18 protein-coding genes and 1 pseudogene are annotated in these 20,807 nt (G+C 68.6%); 9 read left to right on the forward strand and 10 right to left on the reverse strand.

Features of this window, described 5'->3' with window-relative positions; all coding sequences use genetic code 11:
- Positions 1–40 precede the first annotated feature (40 nt).
- Genes ACFXQA_RS06820 through ACFXQA_RS06830 form a run of 3 tightly spaced genes read left to right on the forward strand, consistent with a single transcriptional unit; the run spans position 41 to position 3,623 of the window.
- Positions 41–1,855 carry a circularly permuted type 2 ATP-grasp protein gene (locus ACFXQA_RS06820; protein ID WP_394519045.1) on the forward strand — a complete coding sequence of 605 codons (1,815 nt, stop codon included), beginning with the start codon at positions 41–43 and terminating at the stop codon, positions 1,853–1,855.
- Positions 1,849–2,781, forward strand: a complete 933-nt coding sequence (locus ACFXQA_RS06825; protein WP_394519046.1) for an alpha-E domain-containing protein — start codon at positions 1,849–1,851, stop codon at positions 2,779–2,781. The genes ACFXQA_RS06820 and ACFXQA_RS06825 overlap by 7 nt, the downstream gene beginning before the upstream one ends.
- Positions 2,778–3,623 (forward strand): transglutaminase family protein, encoded by an 846-nt coding sequence (locus ACFXQA_RS06830; RefSeq protein ID WP_394519047.1) that lies wholly within the window; start codon positions 2,778–2,780, stop codon positions 3,621–3,623. The genes ACFXQA_RS06825 and ACFXQA_RS06830 overlap by 4 nt, the downstream gene beginning before the upstream one ends.
- Here the strand turns inward: ACFXQA_RS06830 and ACFXQA_RS06835 are convergent.
- A complete protein-coding gene (locus ACFXQA_RS06835) occupies positions 3,607–4,182 on the reverse strand; it encodes a CGNR zinc finger domain-containing protein (RefSeq protein ID WP_394519048.1) in 576 nt (191 codons plus the stop codon). The genes ACFXQA_RS06830 and ACFXQA_RS06835 overlap by 17 nt on opposite strands.
- Positions 4,183–4,208: 26 nt before the next feature.
- Between ACFXQA_RS06835 and ACFXQA_RS06840 the strand changes: the two genes are divergently transcribed.
- Together ACFXQA_RS06840 and ACFXQA_RS06845 are read left to right on the forward strand one after the other, a co-directional pair.
- Positions 4,209–4,418 (forward strand): hypothetical protein, encoded by a 210-nt coding sequence (locus tag ACFXQA_RS06840; RefSeq protein ID WP_394519049.1) that lies wholly within the window; start codon positions 4,209–4,211, stop codon positions 4,416–4,418.
- A 226-nt stretch (positions 4,419–4,644) separates the two neighbouring features.
- A complete protein-coding gene (locus ACFXQA_RS06845; RefSeq protein WP_394519050.1) occupies positions 4,645–5,925 on the forward strand; it encodes a D-arabinono-1,4-lactone oxidase in 1,281 nt (426 codons plus the stop codon).
- A 50-nt stretch (positions 5,926–5,975) separates the two neighbouring features.
- Here the strand turns inward: ACFXQA_RS06845 and ACFXQA_RS06850 are convergent, their stop codons facing one another.
- Both ACFXQA_RS06850 and ACFXQA_RS06855 read right to left on the reverse strand, forming a co-directional pair.
- Positions 5,976–7,325 carry an MFS transporter gene (locus ACFXQA_RS06850; RefSeq protein WP_394519051.1) on the reverse strand — a complete coding sequence of 450 codons (1,350 nt, stop codon included), beginning with the start codon at positions 7,323–7,325 and terminating at the stop codon, positions 5,976–5,978.
- On the reverse strand, positions 7,322–7,774 hold the full coding sequence (locus ACFXQA_RS06855) for a MarR family winged helix-turn-helix transcriptional regulator (protein WP_394519052.1): 453 nt from the start codon (positions 7,772–7,774) through the stop codon (positions 7,322–7,324). Before ACFXQA_RS06855 ends, ACFXQA_RS06850 begins: the two co-directional genes overlap by 4 nt.
- A gap of 84 nt (positions 7,775–7,858) precedes the next feature.
- Here ACFXQA_RS06855 and ACFXQA_RS06860 point away from each other — a divergent pair, with 84 nt between their 5' ends.
- Entirely contained in the window at positions 7,859–8,704 is an 846-nt protein-coding gene (locus ACFXQA_RS06860) for an alpha/beta fold hydrolase (protein WP_394519053.1), read from the forward strand.
- Between the two features lie 78 nt (positions 8,705–8,782).
- On the opposite strand, the gene ACFXQA_RS06865 is transcribed toward ACFXQA_RS06860, so the two are convergent.
- The 3 genes from ACFXQA_RS06865 to ACFXQA_RS06875 all read right to left on the reverse strand — a co-directional run bounded on the left by ACFXQA_RS06865 (position 8,783) and on the right by ACFXQA_RS06875 (position 12,135).
- Positions 8,783–9,787 carry a sugar phosphate isomerase/epimerase family protein gene (locus ACFXQA_RS06865; RefSeq protein WP_394519054.1) on the reverse strand — a complete coding sequence of 335 codons (1,005 nt, stop codon included), beginning with the start codon at positions 9,785–9,787 and terminating at the stop codon, positions 8,783–8,785.
- Between the two features lie 61 nt (positions 9,788–9,848).
- Positions 9,849–10,991, reverse strand: a complete 1,143-nt coding sequence (locus tag ACFXQA_RS06870) for a Gfo/Idh/MocA family protein (protein WP_394519088.1) — start codon at positions 10,989–10,991, stop codon at positions 9,849–9,851.
- 91 nt (positions 10,992–11,082) lie between these two features.
- Positions 11,083–12,135 carry a substrate-binding domain-containing protein gene (locus ACFXQA_RS06875; RefSeq protein ID WP_394519055.1) on the reverse strand — a complete coding sequence of 351 codons (1,053 nt, stop codon included), beginning with the start codon at positions 12,133–12,135 and terminating at the stop codon, positions 11,083–11,085.
- A gap of 269 nt (positions 12,136–12,404) precedes the next feature.
- Here ACFXQA_RS06875 and ACFXQA_RS06880 point away from each other — a divergent pair, with 269 nt between their 5' ends.
- The 3 genes from ACFXQA_RS06880 to ACFXQA_RS06890 all read left to right on the forward strand — a co-directional run bounded on the left by ACFXQA_RS06880 (position 12,405) and on the right by ACFXQA_RS06890 (position 16,261).
- Entirely contained in the window at positions 12,405–13,925 is a 1,521-nt protein-coding gene (locus ACFXQA_RS06880) for a sugar ABC transporter ATP-binding protein (RefSeq protein ID WP_394519056.1), read from the forward strand.
- Positions 13,922–14,974 (forward strand): ABC transporter permease, encoded by a 1,053-nt coding sequence (locus ACFXQA_RS06885; RefSeq protein ID WP_394519057.1) that lies wholly within the window; start codon positions 13,922–13,924, stop codon positions 14,972–14,974. The genes ACFXQA_RS06880 and ACFXQA_RS06885 overlap by 4 nt, the downstream gene beginning before the upstream one ends.
- A gap of 99 nt (positions 14,975–15,073) precedes the next feature.
- Positions 15,074–16,261 (forward strand): ROK family transcriptional regulator, encoded by a 1,188-nt coding sequence (locus tag ACFXQA_RS06890; protein WP_394519058.1) that lies wholly within the window; start codon positions 15,074–15,076, stop codon positions 16,259–16,261.
- A gap of 92 nt (positions 16,262–16,353) precedes the next feature.
- On the opposite strand, the gene ACFXQA_RS06895 is transcribed toward ACFXQA_RS06890, so the two are convergent.
- The 4 genes and pseudogenes from ACFXQA_RS06895 to ACFXQA_RS06910 all read right to left on the reverse strand — a co-directional run.
- Positions 16,354–17,496 (reverse strand): DUF916 domain-containing protein, encoded by a 1,143-nt coding sequence (locus ACFXQA_RS06895; RefSeq protein WP_394519059.1) that lies wholly within the window; start codon positions 17,494–17,496, stop codon positions 16,354–16,356.
- Between the two features lie 74 nt (positions 17,497–17,570).
- Positions 17,571–18,842 carry an autotransporter outer membrane beta-barrel domain-containing protein gene (locus ACFXQA_RS06900; protein WP_394519060.1) on the reverse strand — a complete coding sequence of 424 codons (1,272 nt, stop codon included), beginning with the start codon at positions 18,840–18,842 and terminating at the stop codon, positions 17,571–17,573.
- Positions 18,843–18,859: 17 nt separating this feature from the next.
- Complete coding sequence (locus ACFXQA_RS06905; protein ID WP_394519061.1) at positions 18,860–19,873, reverse strand: sugar phosphate isomerase/epimerase family protein; 1,014 nt, start codon at positions 19,871–19,873, stop codon at positions 18,860–18,862.
- Between the two features lie 98 nt (positions 19,874–19,971).
- Positions 19,972–20,807: pseudogene (locus ACFXQA_RS06910) on the reverse strand (hypothetical protein); the annotation flags it as partial.

Below are 20,807 nucleotides of genomic sequence, written 5' to 3' on the forward strand. Positions count from 1 at the left end.
GGAAACATTGCGGCAACACGGCCGGGGATAGGCTCGGGGGATGGGCGACCTGTTCGACGGCTATGGCTCCACGTTGGCGCCGCGCAAGACCGCATCCGGGGTTCCGGCCTTCGACGAGATGTTCGGTCATCCCGCGAATCCGGGCGAGGCGGCGCAGTCGCGGGCGGCGTACCGCGAGCTCTATCAAGCACTCGCGAAGATGACGCAGGAAGAGCTGCGGGGGCGCACCGACTCGCTCGCCAGTTCGTACCTCGCGCAGGGGGTCACGTTCGACTTCGCGGGCGAAGAGCGCCCCTTCCCGCTCGATGCGGTGCCGCGGGTCATCACGTACGACGAGTGGTCGAAGGTCGAAGCCGGGGTCAAGCAGCGCGTCAAGGCGCTCGAAGCCTTTCTCGACGACGCCTACGGCCACCAGCACGCGGTGCGCGACGGCGTCATCCCCGCGCGGCTGATCTCGTCGTCGCAGTACTTCTACCGTCAGGCCGCGGGCATCCGCAGCGCGAACGGCGTACGCATCCAGGTGTCGGGCATCGACCTCATCCGCGACGAGAACGGCGAGATGCGGGTGCTCGAAGACAACGTGCGCGTGCCCTCGGGCGTGAGCTACGTGATCTCGAACCGACGCGTCATGGCGCAGACGCTTCCCGAGCTGTTCGTCTCGATGCGCGTGCGCCCCGTCGGCGACTACCCGAACAAGCTCCTCGCCGCGCTGCGCGCCTCGGCCCCGCCCGGAATCGAAGACCCGAACGTCGTGGTGCTCACCCCCGGCGTCTACAACTCCGCGTACTTCGAGCACACGCTGCTCGCCCGCCTCATGGGGGTCGAGCTCGTCGAGGGCCGCGACCTCCTGACCGCCGGCGGCAAGGTCTTCATGCGCACGACCCGCGGACCGCAGCGCGTCGACGTGATCTACCGTCGCGTCGACGACGAGTTCCTCGACCCGCTGCAGTTCCGCGCAGACTCGATGCTCGGTGCTCCCGGGCTCATGCTCGCCGCGCGTCTGGGCAACGTGACGATCGCCAACGCCGTCGGCAACGGTGTCGCCGACGACAAGCTGGTCTACACGTACGTGCCCGACCTGATCCGCTACTACCTCGCCGAGGAGCCGATCCTGAAGAACGTCGACACCTGGCGCCTCGAAGATCCGAACGCGCTCGAAGAGGTGCTCGATCGCCTCGACGAACTCGTGGTCAAACCGGTCGACGGTTCGGGCGGTAAGGGACTGGTGGTGGGGCCGGATGCTTCGCCCTCGGAGCTCGAGAAACTCCGTCAGCGCCTGCTGGCCGACCCGCGCGGATGGATCGCGCAGCCGGTCGTCATGCTCTCGACCATCCCGACCCTCGTCGAAGACGGCATGCGACCGCGTCACGCCGACCTTCGGCCGTTCGCGGTGAACGACGGCGAAGACGTCTGGGTGCTGCCCGGCGGCCTCACCCGCGTCGCCCTCCCCGAAGGACAGCTCGTGGTGAACTCGAGCCAGGGCGGCGGATCGAAAGACACGTGGATCGTCGGGGGGTCTGCACCCGGACACGTCGAGTACGGCCAGGGCGTGGGTCTCCCCGGTCTCGTGGCCGACCAGGCCTCGACCGTCACCGAGGCCATCCCGATCATCTACGACGGTCAGCCCTCGGTCTCGGTGTCGCCGCACGACCGCCCGCGCTCGCGCAGCGAGCAGCAGGAACAGCAGCAGCAGGCCGACCCCGAGCACGGTCCCTCGTCGCTCGAACAAGCGGAGCAGCAACAGCAGCAGGCGCAGCATCCGTCTTCCCCCCTCCCGCATGTCCCACTTTCCGCAACGAAAGCGGCGAGTCCTTGCGGAATTCGGGACACGCAGGGCGGTGAGTCAGGATGCTGAGCCGGATCGCGGAATCGCTGTTCTGGATCGGGCGGTACATCGAGCGCAGTGACGGAACCGCGCGCATCCTCGACGTGCACCTCCAGTTGCTGCTCGAAGACCCCTGGATCGACGAAGACACCGCGTGCCGGTCTCTTCTGAGCGTGATGGGTTCGTCTCAGCCCGAGGGCGGTGACCCGGTGCGTCGAGAAGACGTCTTGCAGCGGCTCGCCGTCGACCGCATGAACCCGGCGAGCATCGCTTATTCGCTGACCGCCGCCCGCGAGAACGCCCGACGTGCGCGCGAGATCGTCTCGACCGAGCTGTGGGAGACCCTGAACACGTCGAACTCTCGCATGCCCCGGCGCCTGCAGACCGAGAAGGTCAGCGAGTTCTTCCACTGGGTGCGCGAGCGTGCGGCCCTCGCCGTCGGCATCGTCGACTCGTCGACCAGCCGCGACGAGGCCTGGCAGTTCTTCACCCTGGGCCGCAGCATCGAACGGGCCGACATGACTGCGCGCTTGCTGGCGACGCGGTCGCTGACCCAGGCATCCGGTCCTTCGTGGACCACGATCCTGCGCTCGTGCGGGGCCTACGAGCCCTACCTCCGCACCTACCGGGGCATGCCGAGCGCCCACAATGCGGCCGAGTTCCTGCTGCTCGACCGGCTGTTCCCCCGGTCGATCATCTACTCGATCCAGCGCGCCGAAGAATGCATGAGCTCCATCGATCCGCGCGCCGATCGGGTCGGGCACTCGAACACCGTGCTGCGAGCACTCGGCCAGATCCGCAACGACCTCGAATACAGCCCGATCAGCGACGTTCTCACCGAGCTGCCGCACCACATGAAGCGAGTGCAGAAGGTGACGCGCGAAGCATCCGAAGCCATCCGACAGCGGTTCTTCCCCACGCAGGCCGAGCCGAGCTGGATCGGAGAGATCTCGTGAAGAGACTTCGCATCGAGCACTCCACCGGGTTCTCGTACAAAGGAGACGTCACCGCGTCGTACAACGAGGCGCGGATGCTGCCGGTGTCGACCGACAGCCAGTTCGTGCTGAGTTCGTCGCTCGACATCGAGCCGTCGACGTCGGTCAACCAGTACGTCGACTACTTCGGAACGCGGGTGAGCGCTTTCGACGTGCTCTCGCCTCACGCCGATCTGAGCATCACCGCGCGTTCGCTCGTCGAGGTGCGCCCGCGCCCCATTCAGCACGTCGCGATGACGTGGGCGTCTCTCGCCCTCGAGGTGGAGCGTTCCATCGGCACGATCGAGCAGCTCACCCAGACGGTGCGCACGCGGCCGCACCCCGAGGTCGCCGAGATCGCCCGCTCCGTGGCCGCGCAGCACGAGCACCCGGGCCGCGCGGCGCACGCCATCGCCGAAGCCGTCGGCGACGCGGTCGAGTACATGCACGGTGTGACGAGCGTGCAGTCGACCGCGACCGACGCGTGGGTGGCCCGCAAGGGCGTCTGCCAAGACATCGCCCACATCACGCTCGGCGCTCTCCGCGAGGTGGGCATTCCCGCGCGCTACGTCTCGGGATACCTGCACCCCCGCCCGAACGCCGAGGTCGGCGTCGCGGTGACGGGCGAGTCGCACGCCTGGGTGGAATGGTTCGCCGGTGACTGGCAGGGGTTCGACCCCACCAACAACATCGAGATCGGCGATCGCCACGTGCTCGTGGGCCGCGGTCGCGACTACAACGACGTGCCGCCGCTGCGGGGCGTGTACGCCGGTCCGTTCAAGTCGGCGCTGAACGTGAAAGTGACGATCACTCGCGAGATGTGACGGCGGGCTGCTCCTCCCTCCGCTCCGGCGCGCGCCGGCTGCGGTGACGCCGGACCGCGGCGCGGTTCGCGCACCGCACGGAGCAATAACGCTGCCGCCCGTTCCGGGTGACGTCGACGACGACGTTCCGGCAGGGATCGCCGGGGGCCTCGCCCGCCTCGCAGCGGCGCAGACGCGACATGCCCCGCGTGGTCAGATGCAGCGCCGTGCCGACCGAGACGACGGCGTCGAGCACGTGGGCGAGGGACTGCCCCTGGTCCCGATAGTGCAGGTGCCAGCCCTCTCCGTCATGATCGGTCAGTCGGGGGTAGGCGGCGATCGCCGCCATCCGTGCGTTGAGCAGGGCGGCCCGCTGGTCGGCGTGTGGAGCATCCACGACGGCGAGCCAACCATCGAGCGCGGCGCGAGTCTCGGGGTGGTCGTCGGCGCCGACGGTGAACGCCATCGTCATCCCGAAATCCCTCGTGCGCGCCTCGATGCCCGCCCGGTCGGGCGGCCAGTCGTTCGCGAGTGACGCGGCCAGCAGAATCGCGTACTCCCCGTAAGGGTTGAGATGCATAAGACCATGACATCACAGTGGAATGCATGACGACTCACCTCGCTTCGGAGCACCGAGCAGACCTGGCCCACCCCGCATCCACCCCCCACGAGCACGGATGGGTGACCGAGTCGGCCCATCGCACCAGCGACGGCGTCGTGCGGTACGTGCGGTGCGCGGAGTGCCGCCTGCGCCGCGTAGACCTCCAGGCATCCGCCGCGGAACCGCCCGTCGCTCTCAGCGACGCGCGTGGGTGAGAGCTTGGGCCCTCCGCGTCGGTCGGGGCGCTCTCGACCGCGACGACGCATGTCCCATTTTCCGCAACGATGCGCCCCGTTTCTTGCGGAAAGTGGGACATGCTCTCGTTCGTGTCCCGTTTTCCGCAACCGCCAGGGCTGTTTCTTGCGGAAAGTGGGACATGCCGGCGTCGACGCCGCCGGTCGCGTCGCCGAGTCGTCGGCCCCCTCCGACTAAGTTGATCGCATGCCCGAAGACGCGTTCTCGACCACTGCCCCGAAGAACTGGGCGGGAACGTACGCGTACCGCGCGGCCACCCGCGCGCATCCGCGTGACCTCGACGAGGTGGTGCAGCTCGTGCGGAGCGGTGGCGGCCGCATCCACGCCCTCGGCACGCGTCACTCGTTCACCGACCTGCCCGACACCGAGGGCACGCTGATCGATCTTTCCGCCCTCCGCGGCGACGTCGTCATCGACGCGGCCTCGCGCACCGCCGTCGTGCCCGCGGGCACCCGGTACGGTGTGCTCGCCCTGAAGCTCGAGGCCGAGGGGTGGGCGCTGCACAACATGGGGTCGCTTCCGCACATCGGCGTTGCCGGTGCGACGGCGACGGGAACGCACGGTTCGGGCAACGGCAACGGCGTGCTCTCGACCGCCGTGCGCGCCCTCCGGTACGTCGGCGCCGACGGCGAGGTGCACGACACGCGCCGCGGTGATGCCGACTTCGCCGCCCTCGTCGTCGGGCTCGGCGCCTTCGGGCTCGTCACCGAAGTCACCCTCGACCTCGAGCCTTCCTACCGCATGCGCCAAGACGTCTACACGGGGGTGACGTGGGAGGCGGCGCTGGCCGACCTCGACGCTCTGACGTCGGCGGCGTACAGCGTGTCGGTCTTCACGAAGTGGGAGGGCGACGAGGTCGGTTACGTGTGGACCAAGACCCGTCTCGGCACCGACCACGACGGCGTTCCCGCCACGCTCCTCGACGGTGCGCTCGCCGCGAAAGACGATTCACCCCTCGCGAGCGACGACAACGTCACCGAGCTCGGGGGAGTGCCAGGACCATGGATGCTGCGGTTGCCTCACTTCCGGCTCGACCGTGAGCCCTCCTTCGGAGCCGAGATCCAGACCGAGTACTTCGTCGACCGGGCCGACGCGCCCGCCGCGCTGCGCGCGGTGCGCGAGCTCGCGCCGCAGATCCGCCCGCACCTCGTCGTCAGCGAGCTGCGCACCGCAGCCCGAGACCAGCTGTGGCTGAGCGGTGCCTACGAGCGGGACTTCCTCGCCATCCACTTCACGTGGCTCGATCGTCCCGAGGAGGTCAGTCGCGTGATCCCGCACATCGAAGCGGCGCTGGCGCCGTTCGCCGCCCGACCGCACTGGGGCAAGGTGCACGCGTTCAACGCCGAGCGGATGGCCGCGGTGCACCCTCGCCTCGCCGACGCCCGTGCCGTCTTCGAGCGCCTCGACCCCACCGGCCGCTTCGTCAACGCGCACCTCGAGCGGGTCGGCGTGCGCGAGCCGCGCTGACGGCGTCGGCCGGGCCGTTCGGCGCCGGGCGAGCGGTGGCGTCAGCGGACTCAGCGCCGCGCGGCGGGTTCGCCCTGGCGGGGCAGAGGGATCGCGGTCGTGCCGGCGACCTCGTCGCTGAACTCCTCGGGCACGATCACGTCGATCGGACGCGTCTCGTCGAGCGTGAGGGCGAAGCGTCGGCTCTCGTGCCGGTGCACGCGACCGGAGGCCAGCGTCCAGGCGACCCCGACGCCGCACGCGACGAGCGCGGCGACGGCGGCGACCATGATCGCGGCGCGCGGGCCCCACTCCGATGCGACCCAACCGACGACGGGGGCACCCACCGGCGTGCCGCCGAGGAGGATCGCGACGTACAGGGCGAGCACCCGCCCGCGCAGGGCGGGGTCGGTTGTGCTCTGCACGTAGCCGTTGGCGGTGGTGAGCATCGTGACGACCGAGAATCCGACGAAGACGAGGGAGAGCGCGTAGGTCAGGTAGGTCGGGGCGAGTGCCGACGCGCACATCGCGACGGCGAAACCGCCGGCGGCGATCACCACCAACCGCAGTCGAGCCCGTTCGCGCCGCGCGGCGAGCAGCGCGCCGGTGAGCGACCCGATGGCGAGGATCGAGCTGAGCAGACCGAACCCGTCGGCGCCCTGACCGAACTCGAGGGCCATCGTCGAGGCGAAGATCGGGAAGTTCATGCCGAACGCCCCGAGAAGGAAGACCATCGCGAAGATCACGACGAGGTCGCCGCGGCCCCGCACGTAACGGAAGCCGTCGGCGAGTCGCGACGTACCCCGCATCTTCGGACGCGGGACGAGCTCGTGCGGGCGGATGAGCCACAGGGCTCCGACCATCGCCACGAACGTGAAGGCGTTGACGAGGAACACCCAGCCGCTCCCGATGACCACGATCAGCACGCCGGCCACGGCCGGGCCGATGAGTCGCGCGGTGTTGAACGACGCGGCGTTCAGTGCGACGGCATTGGAGGTGTTCTCGCGCTCGACGAGATCGGACACGAACGCCTGCCGCGCCGGATTGTCGAATGCCGTCACGACGCCGAGAGCCAGTGCGAAGCCGTACATCAGGGGGAGGGTCATGACGCCCGTGAGGATGAGCACGCCCAGGCTGATCGCGAGCAGCAGCATGGCCGCCTGGGTCACCATGATGAGCTTGCGTCGCTCGAATCGATCGGCGACCCAGCCGGTGACGCCCACGAGCAGGAGCGGCGGCGCGAACTGCAGCGCCATCGTCACCCCCATCGCGCCGGCGTCGCCGTCGGTGAGCTGCGTCAGAACGACCCAGCTCTGGGCGGTCGACTGCATCCACGCGCCGATGTTCGACACGACGGCGCCGATGAACCAGACGCGGTAGTTGAAGACCGCGAGGGAGCGGAACATGGGGGTGACGGTCATCGCTCCGCCAAACGCTGCATGATCTCGGCGGCTCGCGCCAGGGTGCGGCGGTCGTCCTCCGGTATCTCGGAGAGGGCGCCCTCGAGCCACGCGTCGCGTCGCCGGGCGGTCTCTTCGACCACGGCGCGGCCGTCGGCCGTCAGGTCGAGGGTGATCTTTCGGCGGTCGTCGCTCGACGGAGTGCGGCTGACCAGGCCCGACTCTTCGAGGCTGTTGACCGTGCGGTTCATCGACGGCGCGGTGACACGTTCGCGGGTGGCCAGTTCGCCGAGGGTGTGCGGTCCGAAGACCTTCAGGGCGGCGAGCACGGCGAACTGGCCATCGCTCATCGTGTCGACCGCGCGTTGCGCACGCAGACGCCGAGCGAGCCGGAACGTCGCCATCCGAAAATCGGATGCTGCGGCGCTGAGGTCACTCGGAGGACCGGGGGGAGTCGTCGACGCGTTCATTCATTCCTTAGCTTAGCTCATTAGTAACGCTAAGGGGTTGGCGGAAGGCGCCTTGCGACGGAACGCGCCGCTAGGCTCGGCCCCATGCCCGAGTTCGCCGACGCGCACGGTGTCGTGATCGTCTATGACGTCCACCCCGCAGACCGGCCGCGAGCCGTGGTGCAGCTGCTGCACGGCGTGGGTGAGCACGCGGGGCGCTACGCGGCGCTCGTCGCCGCCCTGGTCGCAGACGGGTACACGGTCTACGCAGACGATCACCGCGGACACGGACGCACCGGCATGCGCCAGCACGGCGGAGACGCGACGCGGCTCGGCCGGCTCGGACGCGGCGGCCATCGCGCGGCCGTCGAAGCGGTGCGGATGCTGTCGGAGCGCATCCGCACGGATCATTCCGATCTGCCGCTCATCCTCCTCGGGCACTCGTGGGGCTCGTTCCTCGCGCAGATCCTCGTGAATCAGCATCCCGAGCTCTACGACGCCGTCATCCTCAGCGGATCCGCCCTCCGAACCCCGGGGTCGCTGAACGCCGGCGACCTGAACGCGGCGTGGAAGGCGAAGGGCGCGACCGGCACGGAGTGGCTGTCGTCCGACCATGAGATCGGAAAGGCTTTCCTCGACGATCCGCTGACCACGTCCGTGCCGCTGCTGAAACTGTTCGGACCCCTCGACGCGGCGCGGCTGTACGGCCGCCCCGCGCGGAACCTCCCCGACATCCCCGCGCTTCTGATGGTCGGGCGCGACGATTCGGTCGGGGGTCCGAGGAGCGTGCACCGGCTCGCCGACGCATACCGCACGCGATCGGGCCTCACCGACGTGACGACCCTCGTCTACCCCGAAGCGCGACACGAGATCTTCAACGAGCGCAACCAGGCCGAGGTGCGCGCCGACCTGTTGGGCTGGCTCTCCCCCCGCTTCCCCGCCCGCGCCTGACCCCCGTGGCGCCGGGACGGACTCCGCGGCGACGGCGAAGGCCCGACCCGGGCGGGGTCGGGCCGTCGTCGAGGACTGCTACTTCGTGCTGAAGGCGGAGTCGAAGGCTGCGGCCGACGGCTCGTAGGTCGACAGCTTGCGGACGAAGCCGAGGGCCTCGGGGGCGCCGACGAGGCGGTCCATCCCTGCGTCCTCCCACTCGACCGAGAGCGGCCCCTGGTAGCCGATGGCGTTCAGCATCCGGAACGCGTCTTCCCAGGGCACGTCGCCGTGTCCGGTCGAGATGAAGTCCCACCCGCGACGCGGATCCGCCCACGGCAGGTGCGAGCCGAGGCGTCCGTTGCGGCCGTCGGTGAGGCGCTTCTTCGTGTCCTTGCAGTGCACGTGGTAGATGCGGTCCTGGAAGTCCCACAGGAAACCGACCGGGTCGATGTCCTGCCACACCATGTGCGAGGGGTCCCAATTCAGCCCGAAGGCTTCGCGGTGGCCGATGGCCTCGAGTGCGGCCTTCGTCGTCCAGTAGTCGTAGGCGATCTCTGACGGGTGCACCTCGTGGGCGAAGCGCACGCCGACCTCGTCGAAGACGTCGAGGATCGGGTTCCATCGGTCGGCGAAGTCCTGATATCCGGCGGCGACCATCTCCGCCGAGGCGGGCGGGAACATCGCGACGTACTTCCAGATCGACGACCCGGTGAAGCCGGTCACGGTCTTCACGCCGAGCTTCGCCGCCAGCCGCGCCGTGTTCCTCAATTCCTCGGCGGCGCGCTGTCGCACACCCTCGGGGTCGCCGTCGCCCCACACGTGGTCCGAAACGATGTCGCGGTGGCGCTGATCGATCGGGTCGTCGCAGACGACCTGACCCTTCAGGTGGTTCGAGATCGTCCACACCTTCAGGCCGTTGCGCTCGAGCACATCGAGCTTGCCCTGCACATAAGCGTCGTCATCCCACCGCCACGGGTCGAGGTGGTCGCCCCAGCAGGCGATCTCGAGTCCGTCGTAGCCCCACTCGCCCGCGAGTCGGGCGACTTCTTCGAAGGGCAGGTCTGCCCACTGGCCGGTGAACAAGGTAATCGGTCGCGCCATCGCGGAGTCCTCTCGTCGGATCAAGAATGCCGCGGAAGAGCGGCGGGGGAAAGGGAAAGGGTCAGGCGACCGGGGTCCAGACGCTGTCGGCGTTCGAGCTTCGCTCGACGGCGTCGAGCACCCGCTGGACGTGCAGCCCGTCGGCGAACGAGGGCCGCGGCTCGGAGCCTTCGGCGACCGCCTCGACGAAGTCCTTCGCCTGGTGCGCGAAACCGTGCTCGTAGCCGAGCATGTGGCCGGTGGGCCACCACTTGCCAACGTAGGGGTGTCCGGGTTCGGTGACCAGGATGCGGCGGAATCCCAGCTCTTCCGAGGGGGCGGTCGCGTCGTAGTACTCGAGTTCGTTGAGGCGTTCGAGGTCGAACGACAGTGCACCGGTCGATCCGGAGATCTCGATGCGGAGGGCGTTCTTGCGGCCCAGCCGGAAGCGGCTGGCCTCGAAAGAGGCGAGGGCGCCCGATGACAAGCGTCCGGTGAACAGGGCGAGGTCATCGACGGTGACGGCGCCACGACCGGATGCCGCCGAGCCCGACAATCCGGTGCCTTCACCCAGCAGCGGCCGCTCGGCGACGATCGTTTCGAGGATTCCCGAGACGCGCGAGACGCGCTGACCGGTGATGAACTCGGTGAGGTCGACGGCGTGAGCGCCGATGTCACCCAGCGCGCCGGAGCCGGCGCGGTCTTTCTGCATGCGCCAGGTGAGCGGGGCTTCAGCGTCGCTCAGCCAGTCCTGCAGGTACTCGGCCCGCACTTGGCGGACATCGCCGATGCGGCCGGCGGCGACGAGGTCGCGAGCGAATGTGGCCGCGGGGACGCGACGGTAGGTGAAGCCGACCATCGAGCGCACTCCCCGTGCCGCGGCGCGTTCCGCAGCCTCGGTCATGGCCTCGGCTTCGGCGACGGAGTTGGCGAGGGGTTTCTCGCAGAGAACGTGCTTGCCCGCCTCGAGCGCCGCGATGGCGATCTCGGCGTGCGTGTCGCCCGGCGTCACGACGTCGACCACGTCGATGTCATCGCGCGCGATGACCTCGCGCCAGTCCGCTGATGATTCCGCCCAACCCCAACATTCGGCCGATTTCCGGGTGCGGTCGAGATCGCGGCCGACCAGCACCGACATCTCGGGTTGCACGGGGAGATCGAAGAAGCGGGGGGCCACGCGCCATCCCTGGGAATGCGCGGCGCCCATGAAGCCGGCGCCGATCATCGCGACGCGGAGAGGCTGGGTCAAGGCAATGTCTTTCTCTAACTGACGGAAGAGGGAGGGGGGCACCCGGTGACCGGGTGCCCCCACCCACTCAGGACTCGAACGAGAGGTCGATGAACTCGGCCACGTTCTCCTTCGTCACGACCGGTGCGTCCAGAACGATGCGGTTCGGAACGCTCGGGGTGATCAGGTCGCCCGCGGTCTTGCCCTGCGCGATGAGACGCGCGAGTGCGATTCCGTCGGCAGCCTGGGTCGAGGGGTAGATGACGGTTGCCTTCAGCACGCTGTCGTCGGCCTCGATGGCCTCCATCGCGTTGCGGCTACCCGCTCCACCGACCATGAAGAACTCGTCGCGACCCGAAGCGCTGATGGCCGCGAGGACACCGATGCCCTGGTCGTCGTCGTGGTTCCAGATGGCGTCGATCTGCGGGTTGGCCGAGAGCATCTGCGAGGTGGCAGCTTCGCCACCCTGCACCGTGAAGTCAGCCGCCACGCGGGGGCCGACCTCGAGGCCGCAGTCGGACAGTGCGTCGGCGAAGCCCGCGGAGCGGTCCTGCGTCAGCGGCAGCGAGTCGATGCCGGCGATCTCACCGACGATCGCGTCGGGGTTGTCACCGAGCTGCTCACAGACGTAGACACCGGCGCTGACGCCCATGCCGTAGTTGTCGCCGAGCACGGTCGAACGCGCGGCGAACGGGCTCGAGAACTCGCGGTCGACGTTGATCACGGGGATGCCGGCCTCCATCGCCTTGATGGCGACCTCGGTCAGAGCAGCGCCGTCGCTGGGGAGCAGGACGATCGCGTCGACGCCATCGTTGATGAAGGTCTCGACGGCAGCGATCTGGGCGTTGACGTCGTTCGTGCCCTCGGCGACCTGGAGGTCGACGTCGGGGAAGCTCTCGGCGGCGGCAAGCGCGCCGGAGTTGATCGCGCCGAGCCAACCGTGGTCGGCAGCGGGTCCCGAGAAGCCGATGACGACGGTGTCGCCCGTCTCGGCGTTCTCTTCGGTCGACGTTCCCTGGTCGACGACGTTCTCACTCTCGTTCGCGGTGCCGCCGGTGCAGCCCGCGAGAAGACCGATGGATGCGAAAAGCGCCGCGCCGGTGAGCACCAGGCGTGAGCGCGACTTCAGGTATGTGCGCATGTTCTTTCCTCCTTGAATGTGATGCAGCTTGGTTCAGCGGCCCCTCGGGGTAGTCCATGCAAAGGAGAGGTCGACGCTGACGAGCCTCACCGTAACAGAAGTCATGCAGGATCGGTCAACTTTTGTTATCCGACGGTTATAAGTTCTGCTTCCCCGTGAACGCGGACAAAATACGGGAATCCCGCCGTCTCGCGGCATCCGTAGTTCTTCCAGAGATACGCGGGACGAAAGGGTCGCGCGACGCACCGGAGGCGTGTTATGTTCGCCGGGTGATCAAAGTTGACCATCAATCGTCATTACTCCAGGTTCGGGGCGTAACGAAGTCCTTCGCCGGCGTTCGGGCGCTGCGGGGCGTCGATCTCGACATCGCGCCGGGCGAAGTCCACTGCGTACTCGGTCAGAACGGCGCGGGCAAGTCCACGCTCATCAAGACCCTCGCCGGTGTCCACCGCCCCGACGGCGGTGAGATCAGCTGGCGCGGCGAGGTCGTCGAGATCGCGACCCCCGAAGCCGCCATCGAGATGGGCATCGCGACGATGTACCAAGAACTCGATGTCGTCGACGGGCTCACGATCGCCGAGAACATCTTCCTCGGCCACGAGCTCGCGAGCGGCGGGTTTACGCGGCGTTCCGAAGCGGCCAAGCAGACCAGGGCCCTGTTGAAGCGCCTCGGCCACTCGAACCTCTCGCCTCACACCGAGGTGGGTTCGCTCAGCGCGGCCAACAAGCAGATCGTGAGCATGGCGCGGGCGCTCTCGCACGACATCAAGCTCATCATCATGGACGAGCCGTCGGCCGTGCTCGATACCGAAGAGGTGAAGAACCTCTTCCAGGTCGTGCACGAACTCACCGCCGAAGGCATCGCGGTCGTGTACATCACCCACCGCCTCGAAGAGATCCGCCAGATCGGCGATCGCATCACCGTGCTCAAGGATGGCCGGACGACAGCGGTCGGCCTCTCGGCCTCCGAGACTCCCACTCCCGAGCTCATCCGGTTGATGACCGGTCGTGAGGTCGCGAACGTCTTCCCGACTCGCTCGCCGATCGCGGCGGACGCAGCGACCGTGCTCGAGGTCAAAGACCTCGCGCTCGCCGGCGTCTTCGAAGACGTCTCGTTCACCGTTCGTGCCGGCGAGGTCGTAGGGCTCGCCGGGCTCGTCGGGTCGGGGCGCTCCGAGATCCTCGAAACGGTCTACGGCGCGCGCAAGTCGACCAAGGGCACGGTCAGCGTCCGAGACAAGACGCTTCGCCGCGGCTCCGTCGTCGCGGCGGTCGATGCGGGCATCGGGCTCTCGCCCGAAGAGCGCAAGAGTCAAGGACTCGTGCTCGACGAACCCATCTTCGTCAACATCACGCTGGCATCGATGAGGCGTTTCGCGAAGGGCGGTCTGCTCGACGACCGTTCCGCACGTCGCGTCGCGCGCGAGCAGATCGACGCGTTCGAGCTGCGCCCCGCAGACCCCGACCGCCCCGCGCGGACCCTCTCGGGGGGCAACCAGCAGAAGATCCTCCTCGCCCGCTGGCTGGTGCACGGTACGCGTGTGCTGCTGCTGGACGAACCCACGCGTGGCGTCGACGTCGGCGCCCGCGCCGAGATCTACACCCTCATCCGCGATCTCGCCGCCGCCGGCAACGCCGTCGTCGTCGTCTCCAGTGAGATCGAGGAGGTGCTCGGTCTCGCCGATGTCGTTCTCGTCATCTCCGACGGTCGCGTCCTCCGCACCCTCCCGTCCGACCAGATCGACGAGCACGGAGTGCTCGACCTCGTCATGAAAGGATCCGCCGCGTGAGCGAGCAGATTTCCCCCACCGGGGTTCGAACCGCCTCTCCCGACACCTCCGCTATCGCCGCCGAGCCCCCGCAGCCGGCCTGGCGTCGCTTCCTCTCCGGATCGGCCGGCCGCAACCTCGGCCTCGTCGTCGGACTGCTGCTGATCATCGTCGTCGGCGCCATCAGCGCTCCGGGTAGCTTCACCAGCATCGACAACGTCCTCGTGATCCTGCGCCAGGCCTCGATCGTCGGCGTGATCAGCGTCGGGATGACGCTCGTCATCATCGCGGGCGGCATCGATCTGTCGGTCGGCTCGGTGATGGGCCTGGCTTCGGTCGTCGCCACCCTTGCCGCCGTGCAGGATCTCTCCGACCAACTGCACTGGACGGTCATGATCGTCATCGCGCTGCTCGTCGGCGTGGGTGCAGGTCTCGTCAACGGCATCGTCATCGCTTACGGCAACGTCGTCGCCTTCATGGCGACACTCGCCATGCTCGTGGCCGCCCGCGGTCTCGCCGAGATCCTGGCCGATCGACGGACGCTGGTCGTGGAAGACCGCGGATTCATCACCTTCATGAACGGTGATTTCCTCGGCATCGACATCCTCATCTGGATCTTCGCTCTCGTCGCGGTGATGGGGTGGGTGCTTCTCAACCGCACCACCTTCGGCCGCCGCACGGTCGCCATCGGCGGCAACCGCGAAGCCGCCCGCCTCGCCGGCATCAACGTCAAGCGGCACACCATGTGGCTCTACGCGCTGGCGGGCCTCACCGCCGGAATCGCCGCGGTGATGATCCTCGGCCGAACGACAGCGGGCACGTCGACGCACGGCCAGCTCATCGAGCTCGACGCGATCGCCGCGGTCGTCGTCGGTGGAACGCTCCTCGTGGGCGGCCGAGGCACGATCACCGGAACGGTGTTCGGCGTGCTCATCTTCTCGACGCTGACGAACGTCTTCGTGCAGAACAACCTCTCGTCGTCGGTGCAGGCCGTCGCGAAGGGCGTGATCATCGTCATCGCGGTTCTGCTGCAGCAGCGCTTCTCGCGGCCCTCGGGACGAGCGAGCTGACCCTACCGAGTAACGACGGCGGCCATGCTTCTTGCGTGGCCGCCGTCGTCTTATCGGCCCCACCTAAGCAACTAATGATGTACTGAGGGCGTGGCAAGAATGACGACGGACTCCGCACAATCAGTGACAGGCGTAAGCCAGCTGTTCCAGCTGCTGCGCGACGGGGTGCCCCGCACCCGAGCGGAGCTCGCCAAGTCGACCGGTCTCGCCCGCTCGACGGTGGCCGTGCGCGTGGATGAACTCATGCGAATGGGCCTCATCACCCCCGTCGCCGACGGGGTGTCGACCGGCGGTCGCCCGCCGTCGCAGTTCGCGATCAACCCCGCCGCGAAGGTCGTCGTCGCGGTCGACATCGGCGCCTCGCACGCCACCGTGGCCATCACCGATCTCACCGGCCAGGTGCTCGACGAGCACTCCGAGGAGCTCGACATCGCCCTGGGCCCCGAGCCCGTCCTCACGTGGCTCATCGAGTCGACGACGGCGTTGCTGACGGCGTCGGGCCGGACGGTGGCCGACGTGGCCGCGATCGGTATCGGCGTTCCCGGCCCGGTCGAGCATTCGACCGGTCAGCCGGTGAACCCGCCGATCATGCCCGGCTGGGATCGCTTCGACATCCCCGGGTGGATCCAGCAGCACCTCCCCCTCCCGGTCCCGGTGCTCGTCGACAACGACGTGAACATCATGGCGCTCGGAGAACGGGCCGTGGCCTGGCCCGGCGTCGACCACCTCATGTTCGTCAAGGTCTCGACCGGTATCGGCACGGGCATCGTCTCGGGCGGCGAGCTGCAGCGCGGCGCGCAGGGCATCGCCGGCGACATCGGGCACGTGCAGGTGGCGCGGGGAGCGAACGTGCCCTGCCAGTGCGGAAATCGCGGATGCCTCGAAGCCTTGGCCTCGGGCCCCGCCATCGCCCGTGCGCTGCGCGAGCAGGGCATCGACGCGCACACCGGCTCCGACGTCGTCGATCTCGTCAAGCGCGGCAACATCGACGCGATCCAGGCCGTTCGACAGGCCGGACGCGACATCGGTGAGGTGCTGACGACGTGTGTCAGCCTGATGAACCCCTCGATCATCGCCATCGGCGGATCGATGGCACGCGTGGGCGAGCACCTCATCGCCGGCGTCCGTGAGGTCGTCTACACCCGCTCGACCCCGCTCGCGACGGAATACCTCTCGATCGTGCAGTCGATCGCCGCCGACCGGGCGGCTGTGCTCGGGGCGAGCATGCTCGCCGTCGAGTACGCGCTGTCACCCGAGGCGTTGAGCAGCGGCTTCAACGCGTCGTGATCGGCTCCACCGCGTCGTAGACAGGACTCGGTCTTGGTCCACCTGCGGCGCGGGGTGTCCCTCCCCACGCCGCAGGTGTGTCTCGGGGCTCGCTAGCGCGAGCCGGGCGATGCGCTGCTGCCGGCCGCGACCGGGGCGGCAGCATCCACCGTCTCTTCGCTCGCACGCTCGGCCCTGGCCGCGGCGACGGCTTCGTCGATGGCCCGCTGGTGCGCGACCTTGCTCCGCTTGCGTGCGATGACGCGCCAGACGATGAGCCCGGCGACGACGACGAGGATCGCCAGCGCCGTCCACGGCACGGCCGCCGTCAGCGCCGACGCCGAAGAGACGACCGGCTCGGGGAGTGCGGCATCCGTCGTCACGCCCGGTGAGACGACGGATGCCGTCGACGTCACGTTCGCGGTGAGGACGGCCAAGGGGAGGACCGAGGCGACGTCGACGGTGCGCTCGATCGAACTGCCGGGCAGCAGGTCGGGAACGTCGTCGGAGGCGCTCACGGCCGCCCAGCCGAAGGGCCCGGCGACGGAGACGTCGACATCGGGGTCGAGCCGGGTGTTGCCGGTGTTGGTGAGCGTGTAGGTGACGCTCGCCGACCCGCTCTCGACCGGGTTCACGGTGCCGCGGTAGTCGACGGTGACGCCCGAGACGGTGAGCGCGGGAACGAGGTCGCCGAGGACGCGCAGGTGGATGCGGGATCCGAGGCGTCGCTCGGTGACCGTGCCGTTGTCGGCGGTGACGAGCATCGAGGCGACGATCCCCGCCGCATAGTCTCCGGGGGGCGCTGCCGCGGGGACCGCGACCGAGAAGGGGATCTCGGTCGTCTCGCCGCTGGCGAGGGTGATCTGGGGAACGTCGATGGCGACCCAACTGCCGAGCTCGGTCGAGGGCTCTGCACCGGCGAGGATGTCGAGCGATCCGTCGGCCGTCAGGAACCCGTCGGCCGCGTAGACGTCGAGGGTGAGCGGCTCGGTGCTGCGGTTGGTCACGACGAGTGCGTCGCCGAGGGTGCCCCCGGGGTTCAGCTCGTAGGCGAAGTTGGGGCGCCCGGTGCCCTGGGCGGAGTCCGCGGGGCGGACGCTCCACGAGACGGCGGTCTCGGAGGTCGGCTCGGGGGAGGTCTGCGCGAAGGCCGCCGCTCCGGGTGTCATCAGGGCGAAGAGGAGGGCGAGGACGAGGGCGAAGAACGCGCGGGACCGGGTGTTGGTGGGGGAGGGGGACAGGATCGCCTGGGACATGGCGGGGGACTCGCTTTCGAGAAGGGGGGTCCCGCCCGGGCCGTGGTTGTTGTGTGGCCCGGGCGGGAGGGTGATCAGCTGAGTGCGGTCAGGGTGATCGTTGCGGTGTAGGTGCCGCGGGGTGTGTCGAGCGGGAGTTTGAGCTCGAGGTCGGCGCTGACGAGTGAGGAGCCGCGTTCGTGGCCTTCGTCTGCGGTTGCGAGGGTGCGTGCGACGGAGAGTCCGTCGCCGCTGTCGAAGCCGGAGGGGATGGCTGCGCCGGCGATGGCGCTTCCTTCGGTTTCGAGTACTTCGGGTGTCCAGCCGAGGTATTTGCTGGAGACTGCTTCGCCGCCGGCGGTGAAGTCGGAGACCTGGGCGGTGAGTGACCACTCGGGGTTTCCGGCGCGGGTGTCCTGGATGCGGATCGGGACGATCTCGCCGTCGGCGTAGTAGTGGTCGAGCATTTCTTCGGCGATTCCGAGGTCGACGAGGCGTGAGGTGCCCTCGATCGACCAGGTGAATTCTCCGTCGGCTTGTTCGGGGACGGTGACGACGACGGACTGGTCGCCGTCGGCGGGTTGGGCGGGGGCGTCGCCGGTGTGGTCGCCGGTGATGGATCCGGCGAAGACGCCGGTGCCGAGGGCGGCGGCGGGGGTGTTGCCGTCGAGGGTGAGTGCGCCGTAGACGGTGGTCGCGGCGACGCGGAGGTTCGCGGTGTTGTCGGTGAGGTTGAGGTCACCGCCGATGGAGTTCGCGAATGCGTCGGCTGCGCCGTCGGCGTCTGCGCCGATGAGCACGTCGCGGGAGCTTCCGCTGACGGTGACGCTGCCCTTCACGACCGCGCCCCCGACCGAGACACCGTAGTCGGAGCCATCGATCGAGACATCCCCACCCACAGACGTCCGCACCACATCGACATAACTCGCCGTGCGGGTGGTGAGAGAACCGCCGATGGCGGTGTCCGTCACCTCGACGTCGATTCCCTCTGCCTCGACCGACCCTGCGACATCGAGGTCGTTGAGGTAGAGGAAGCCGCCGCGGGTGTCGGCCGACGCCGCCACCACATCGCCGCCGACGCTGGTGCCGTCGATCGATACGCCGTAGGCGTCGGTGGCGATGACGTCGCCCGTGATGGTGGCCGACGTCGCGTCGAGCCATCCCCCCGGTTCGACGATGACGTCGCCCTCGACGGTTCCACCGCCGATGACGCAGTCGACGCCGTCGGGCACCGTGAGAGTGCCCGACACGGTCTGGCCGGCCAGGTCACCCGAGCAGGTCAGGTCGGCCGCGTAAGCCGGGACCGCGACGACGGTGCCGCCGACGACGAGAAGCGCAACCGTGGTTGCTTTGATCAGATTCTTCATGAGCTGTCCTTGGTTTCTCAGCCGCGCAGCGCGGCGATTTTGTCGTAGCTGCGGTCGGCGTTCGCCAGCGAGTTGCCCGGGTTGATCGGCACCGTCGAAGCGTTGTCCTGCTCGTACAGCCCGTACCGCTGACCGCGGTCGCGCAACTGCGAGAGGAACGACGTGTAGTCGATGTCGCCCGCGCCGAACTCGATGATGTCGTAGCCGTTGGGGCTGTTCGGGTTGAGCTTTCCGTCCTTGAGGTGCACGAGGGGGAAGCGGCGCGGGTCGCGCTTGATGTAGTCGATCGGCTCGAACCCCGGGTAGAGGTGGCGGCCGACGTGCGCCCAGTAGATGTCCATCTGGAAGAAGACCGTCTCGGGGTTGAATTCGTCCCAGAGCAGGTCGTAGACCCGGCGGGTCGGGTTGTCGGAGGTGAAGCTGAACTCGCCCTGGTGGTTGTGGATGTAGAGCTTGATTCCGGCGGCCTTCGCCTTCTCGCCCATCTCGTTCCAGGTCTGCGCCGCGGTGGTCCAGCCGGCTACCGAGTTGTCACCGCGCGGGGCGATGGAGCCACCCTGTCCGAGGTGGGGCAACCCGAGGGTGCGGGCGATCTCGAGTTGCTGGTCGATGTTGCCCGGGTTCAGAGTGGTGTGCGAACCGACGGCGCGCAGGCCGTTGTCGTCGAGCAGCTGCCGGAGCTCGGCGGGAGTGATGGCGCCGAGCTGCCCCTGCGTGTAACCGGCGAACTCGATCTCGGAGTAGCCGATGCGCGCGAGCTCTTCGAAGACGGCGCGGAATCCGAGCGAGCTGACCTTGTCGCGGACGGTGAAGAGCTGAATGCCGATGCGGTTGATCGGAACCAGGCGCTTGCCGGCGCTGACGGTCGGCAGTGCGGCCTTGGTGCCGAAGGCGGATGCTGCGGAAGCGGCCGGGGCGCTGACGGCGCCGATGCCGACGGCGACGGACGATGCCGCCAGCGCCTTCAGCATCGTGCGACGGCTCATCGGCTGAGCCGAGACCGTCGGGTGGGCGTGATCGTGGTGGTTCATGACTCTCCTTTGAGTGGGATCCGCCCCGTGGCCGGGTCGGTGGAAAAAGGGGGGTCCCGCCCGGGCCGTGGTTGTGCGTGGCCCGGGCGGGAGGGTGATCAGCTGAGTGCGGTCAGGGTGATCGTTGCGGTGTAGGTGCCGCGGGGTGTGTCGAGCGGGAGTTTGAGCTCGAGGTCGGCGCTGACGAGTGAGGAGCCGCGTTCGTGGCCTTCGTCTGCGGTTGCGAGGGTGCGTGCGACGGAGAGTCCGTCGCCGCTGTCGAAGCCGGAGGGGATGGCTGCGCCGGCGATGGCGCTTCCTTCGGTTTCGAGTACTTCGGGTGTCCAGCCGAGGTATTTGCTGGAGACTGCTTCGCCGCCGGCGGTGAAGTCGGAGACCTGGGCGGTGAGTGACCACTCGGGGTTTCCGGCGCGGGTGTCCTGGATGCGGATCGGGACGATCTCGCCGTCGGCGTAGTAGTGGTCGAGCATTTCTTCGGCGATTCCGAGGTCGACGAGGCGTGAGGTGCCCTCGATCGACCAGGTGAATTCTCCGTCGGCTTGTTCGGGGACGGTGACGACGACGGACTGGTCGCCGTCGGCGGGTTGGGCGGGGGCGTCGCCGGTGTGGTCGCCGGTGATGGATCCGGCGAAGACGCCGGTGCCGAGGGCGGCGGCGGGGGTGTTGCCGTCGAGGGTGAGTGCGCCGTAGACGGTGGTCGCGGCGACGCGGAGGTTCGCGGTGTTGTCGGTGAGGTTGAGGTCACCGCCGATGGAGTTCGCGAATGCGTCGGCTGCGCCGTCGGCGTCTGCGCCGATGAGCACGTCGCGGGAGCTTCCGCTGACGGTGACGCTGCCCTTCACGACCGCGCCCCCGACCGAGACACCGTAGTCGGAGCCATCGATCGAGACATCCCCACCCACAGACGTCCGCACCACATCGACATAACTCGCCG

The sequence above is a fragment of the Microbacterium shimangi genome (genome assembly GCF_043556445.1).
In the GTDB taxonomy this organism is placed as follows: Bacteria; Actinomycetota; Actinomycetes; order Actinomycetales; family Microbacteriaceae; genus Microbacterium.

Coding starts and splice junctions, on each gene's coding strand:
- ACFXQA_RS06820 (WP_394519045.1), top strand. CDS start 41: ATGGGCGACCTGTTCGACGGCTATGGCTCCACGTTGGCGCCGCGCAAG.
- ACFXQA_RS06825 (WP_394519046.1), top strand. CDS start 1,849: ATGCTGAGCCGGATCGCGGAATCGCTGTTCTGGATCGGGCGGTACATC.
- ACFXQA_RS06835 (WP_394519048.1), bottom strand. CDS start 4,182: ATGCATCTCAACCCTTACGGGGAGTACGCGATTCTGCTGGCCGCGTCA.
- ACFXQA_RS06840 (WP_394519049.1), top strand. CDS start 4,209: ATGACGACTCACCTCGCTTCGGAGCACCGAGCAGACCTGGCCCACCCC.
- ACFXQA_RS06845 (WP_394519050.1), top strand. CDS start 4,645: ATGCCCGAAGACGCGTTCTCGACCACTGCCCCGAAGAACTGGGCGGGA.
- ACFXQA_RS06850 (WP_394519051.1), bottom strand. CDS start 7,325: ATGACCGTCACCCCCATGTTCCGCTCCCTCGCGGTCTTCAACTACCGC.
- ACFXQA_RS06855 (WP_394519052.1), bottom strand. CDS start 7,774: ATGAACGCGTCGACGACTCCCCCCGGTCCTCCGAGTGACCTCAGCGCC.
- ACFXQA_RS06860 (WP_394519053.1), top strand. CDS start 7,859: ATGCCCGAGTTCGCCGACGCGCACGGTGTCGTGATCGTCTATGACGTC.
- ACFXQA_RS06865 (WP_394519054.1), bottom strand. CDS start 9,787: ATGGCGCGACCGATTACCTTGTTCACCGGCCAGTGGGCAGACCTGCCC.
- ACFXQA_RS06870 (WP_394519088.1), bottom strand. CDS start 10,991: ATGATCGGCGCCGGCTTCATGGGCGCCGCGCATTCCCAGGGATGGCGC.
- ACFXQA_RS06875 (WP_394519055.1), bottom strand. CDS start 12,135: ATGCGCACATACCTGAAGTCGCGCTCACGCCTGGTGCTCACCGGCGCG.
- ACFXQA_RS06890 (WP_394519058.1), top strand. CDS start 15,074: ATGACGACGGACTCCGCACAATCAGTGACAGGCGTAAGCCAGCTGTTC.
- ACFXQA_RS06895 (WP_394519059.1), bottom strand. CDS start 17,496: ATGTCCCAGGCGATCCTGTCCCCCTCCCCCACCAACACCCGGTCCCGC.
- ACFXQA_RS06900 (WP_394519060.1), bottom strand. CDS start 18,842: ATGAAGAATCTGATCAAAGCAACCACGGTTGCGCTTCTCGTCGTCGGC.
- ACFXQA_RS06905 (WP_394519061.1), bottom strand. CDS start 19,873: ATGAACCACCACGATCACGCCCACCCGACGGTCTCGGCTCAGCCGATG.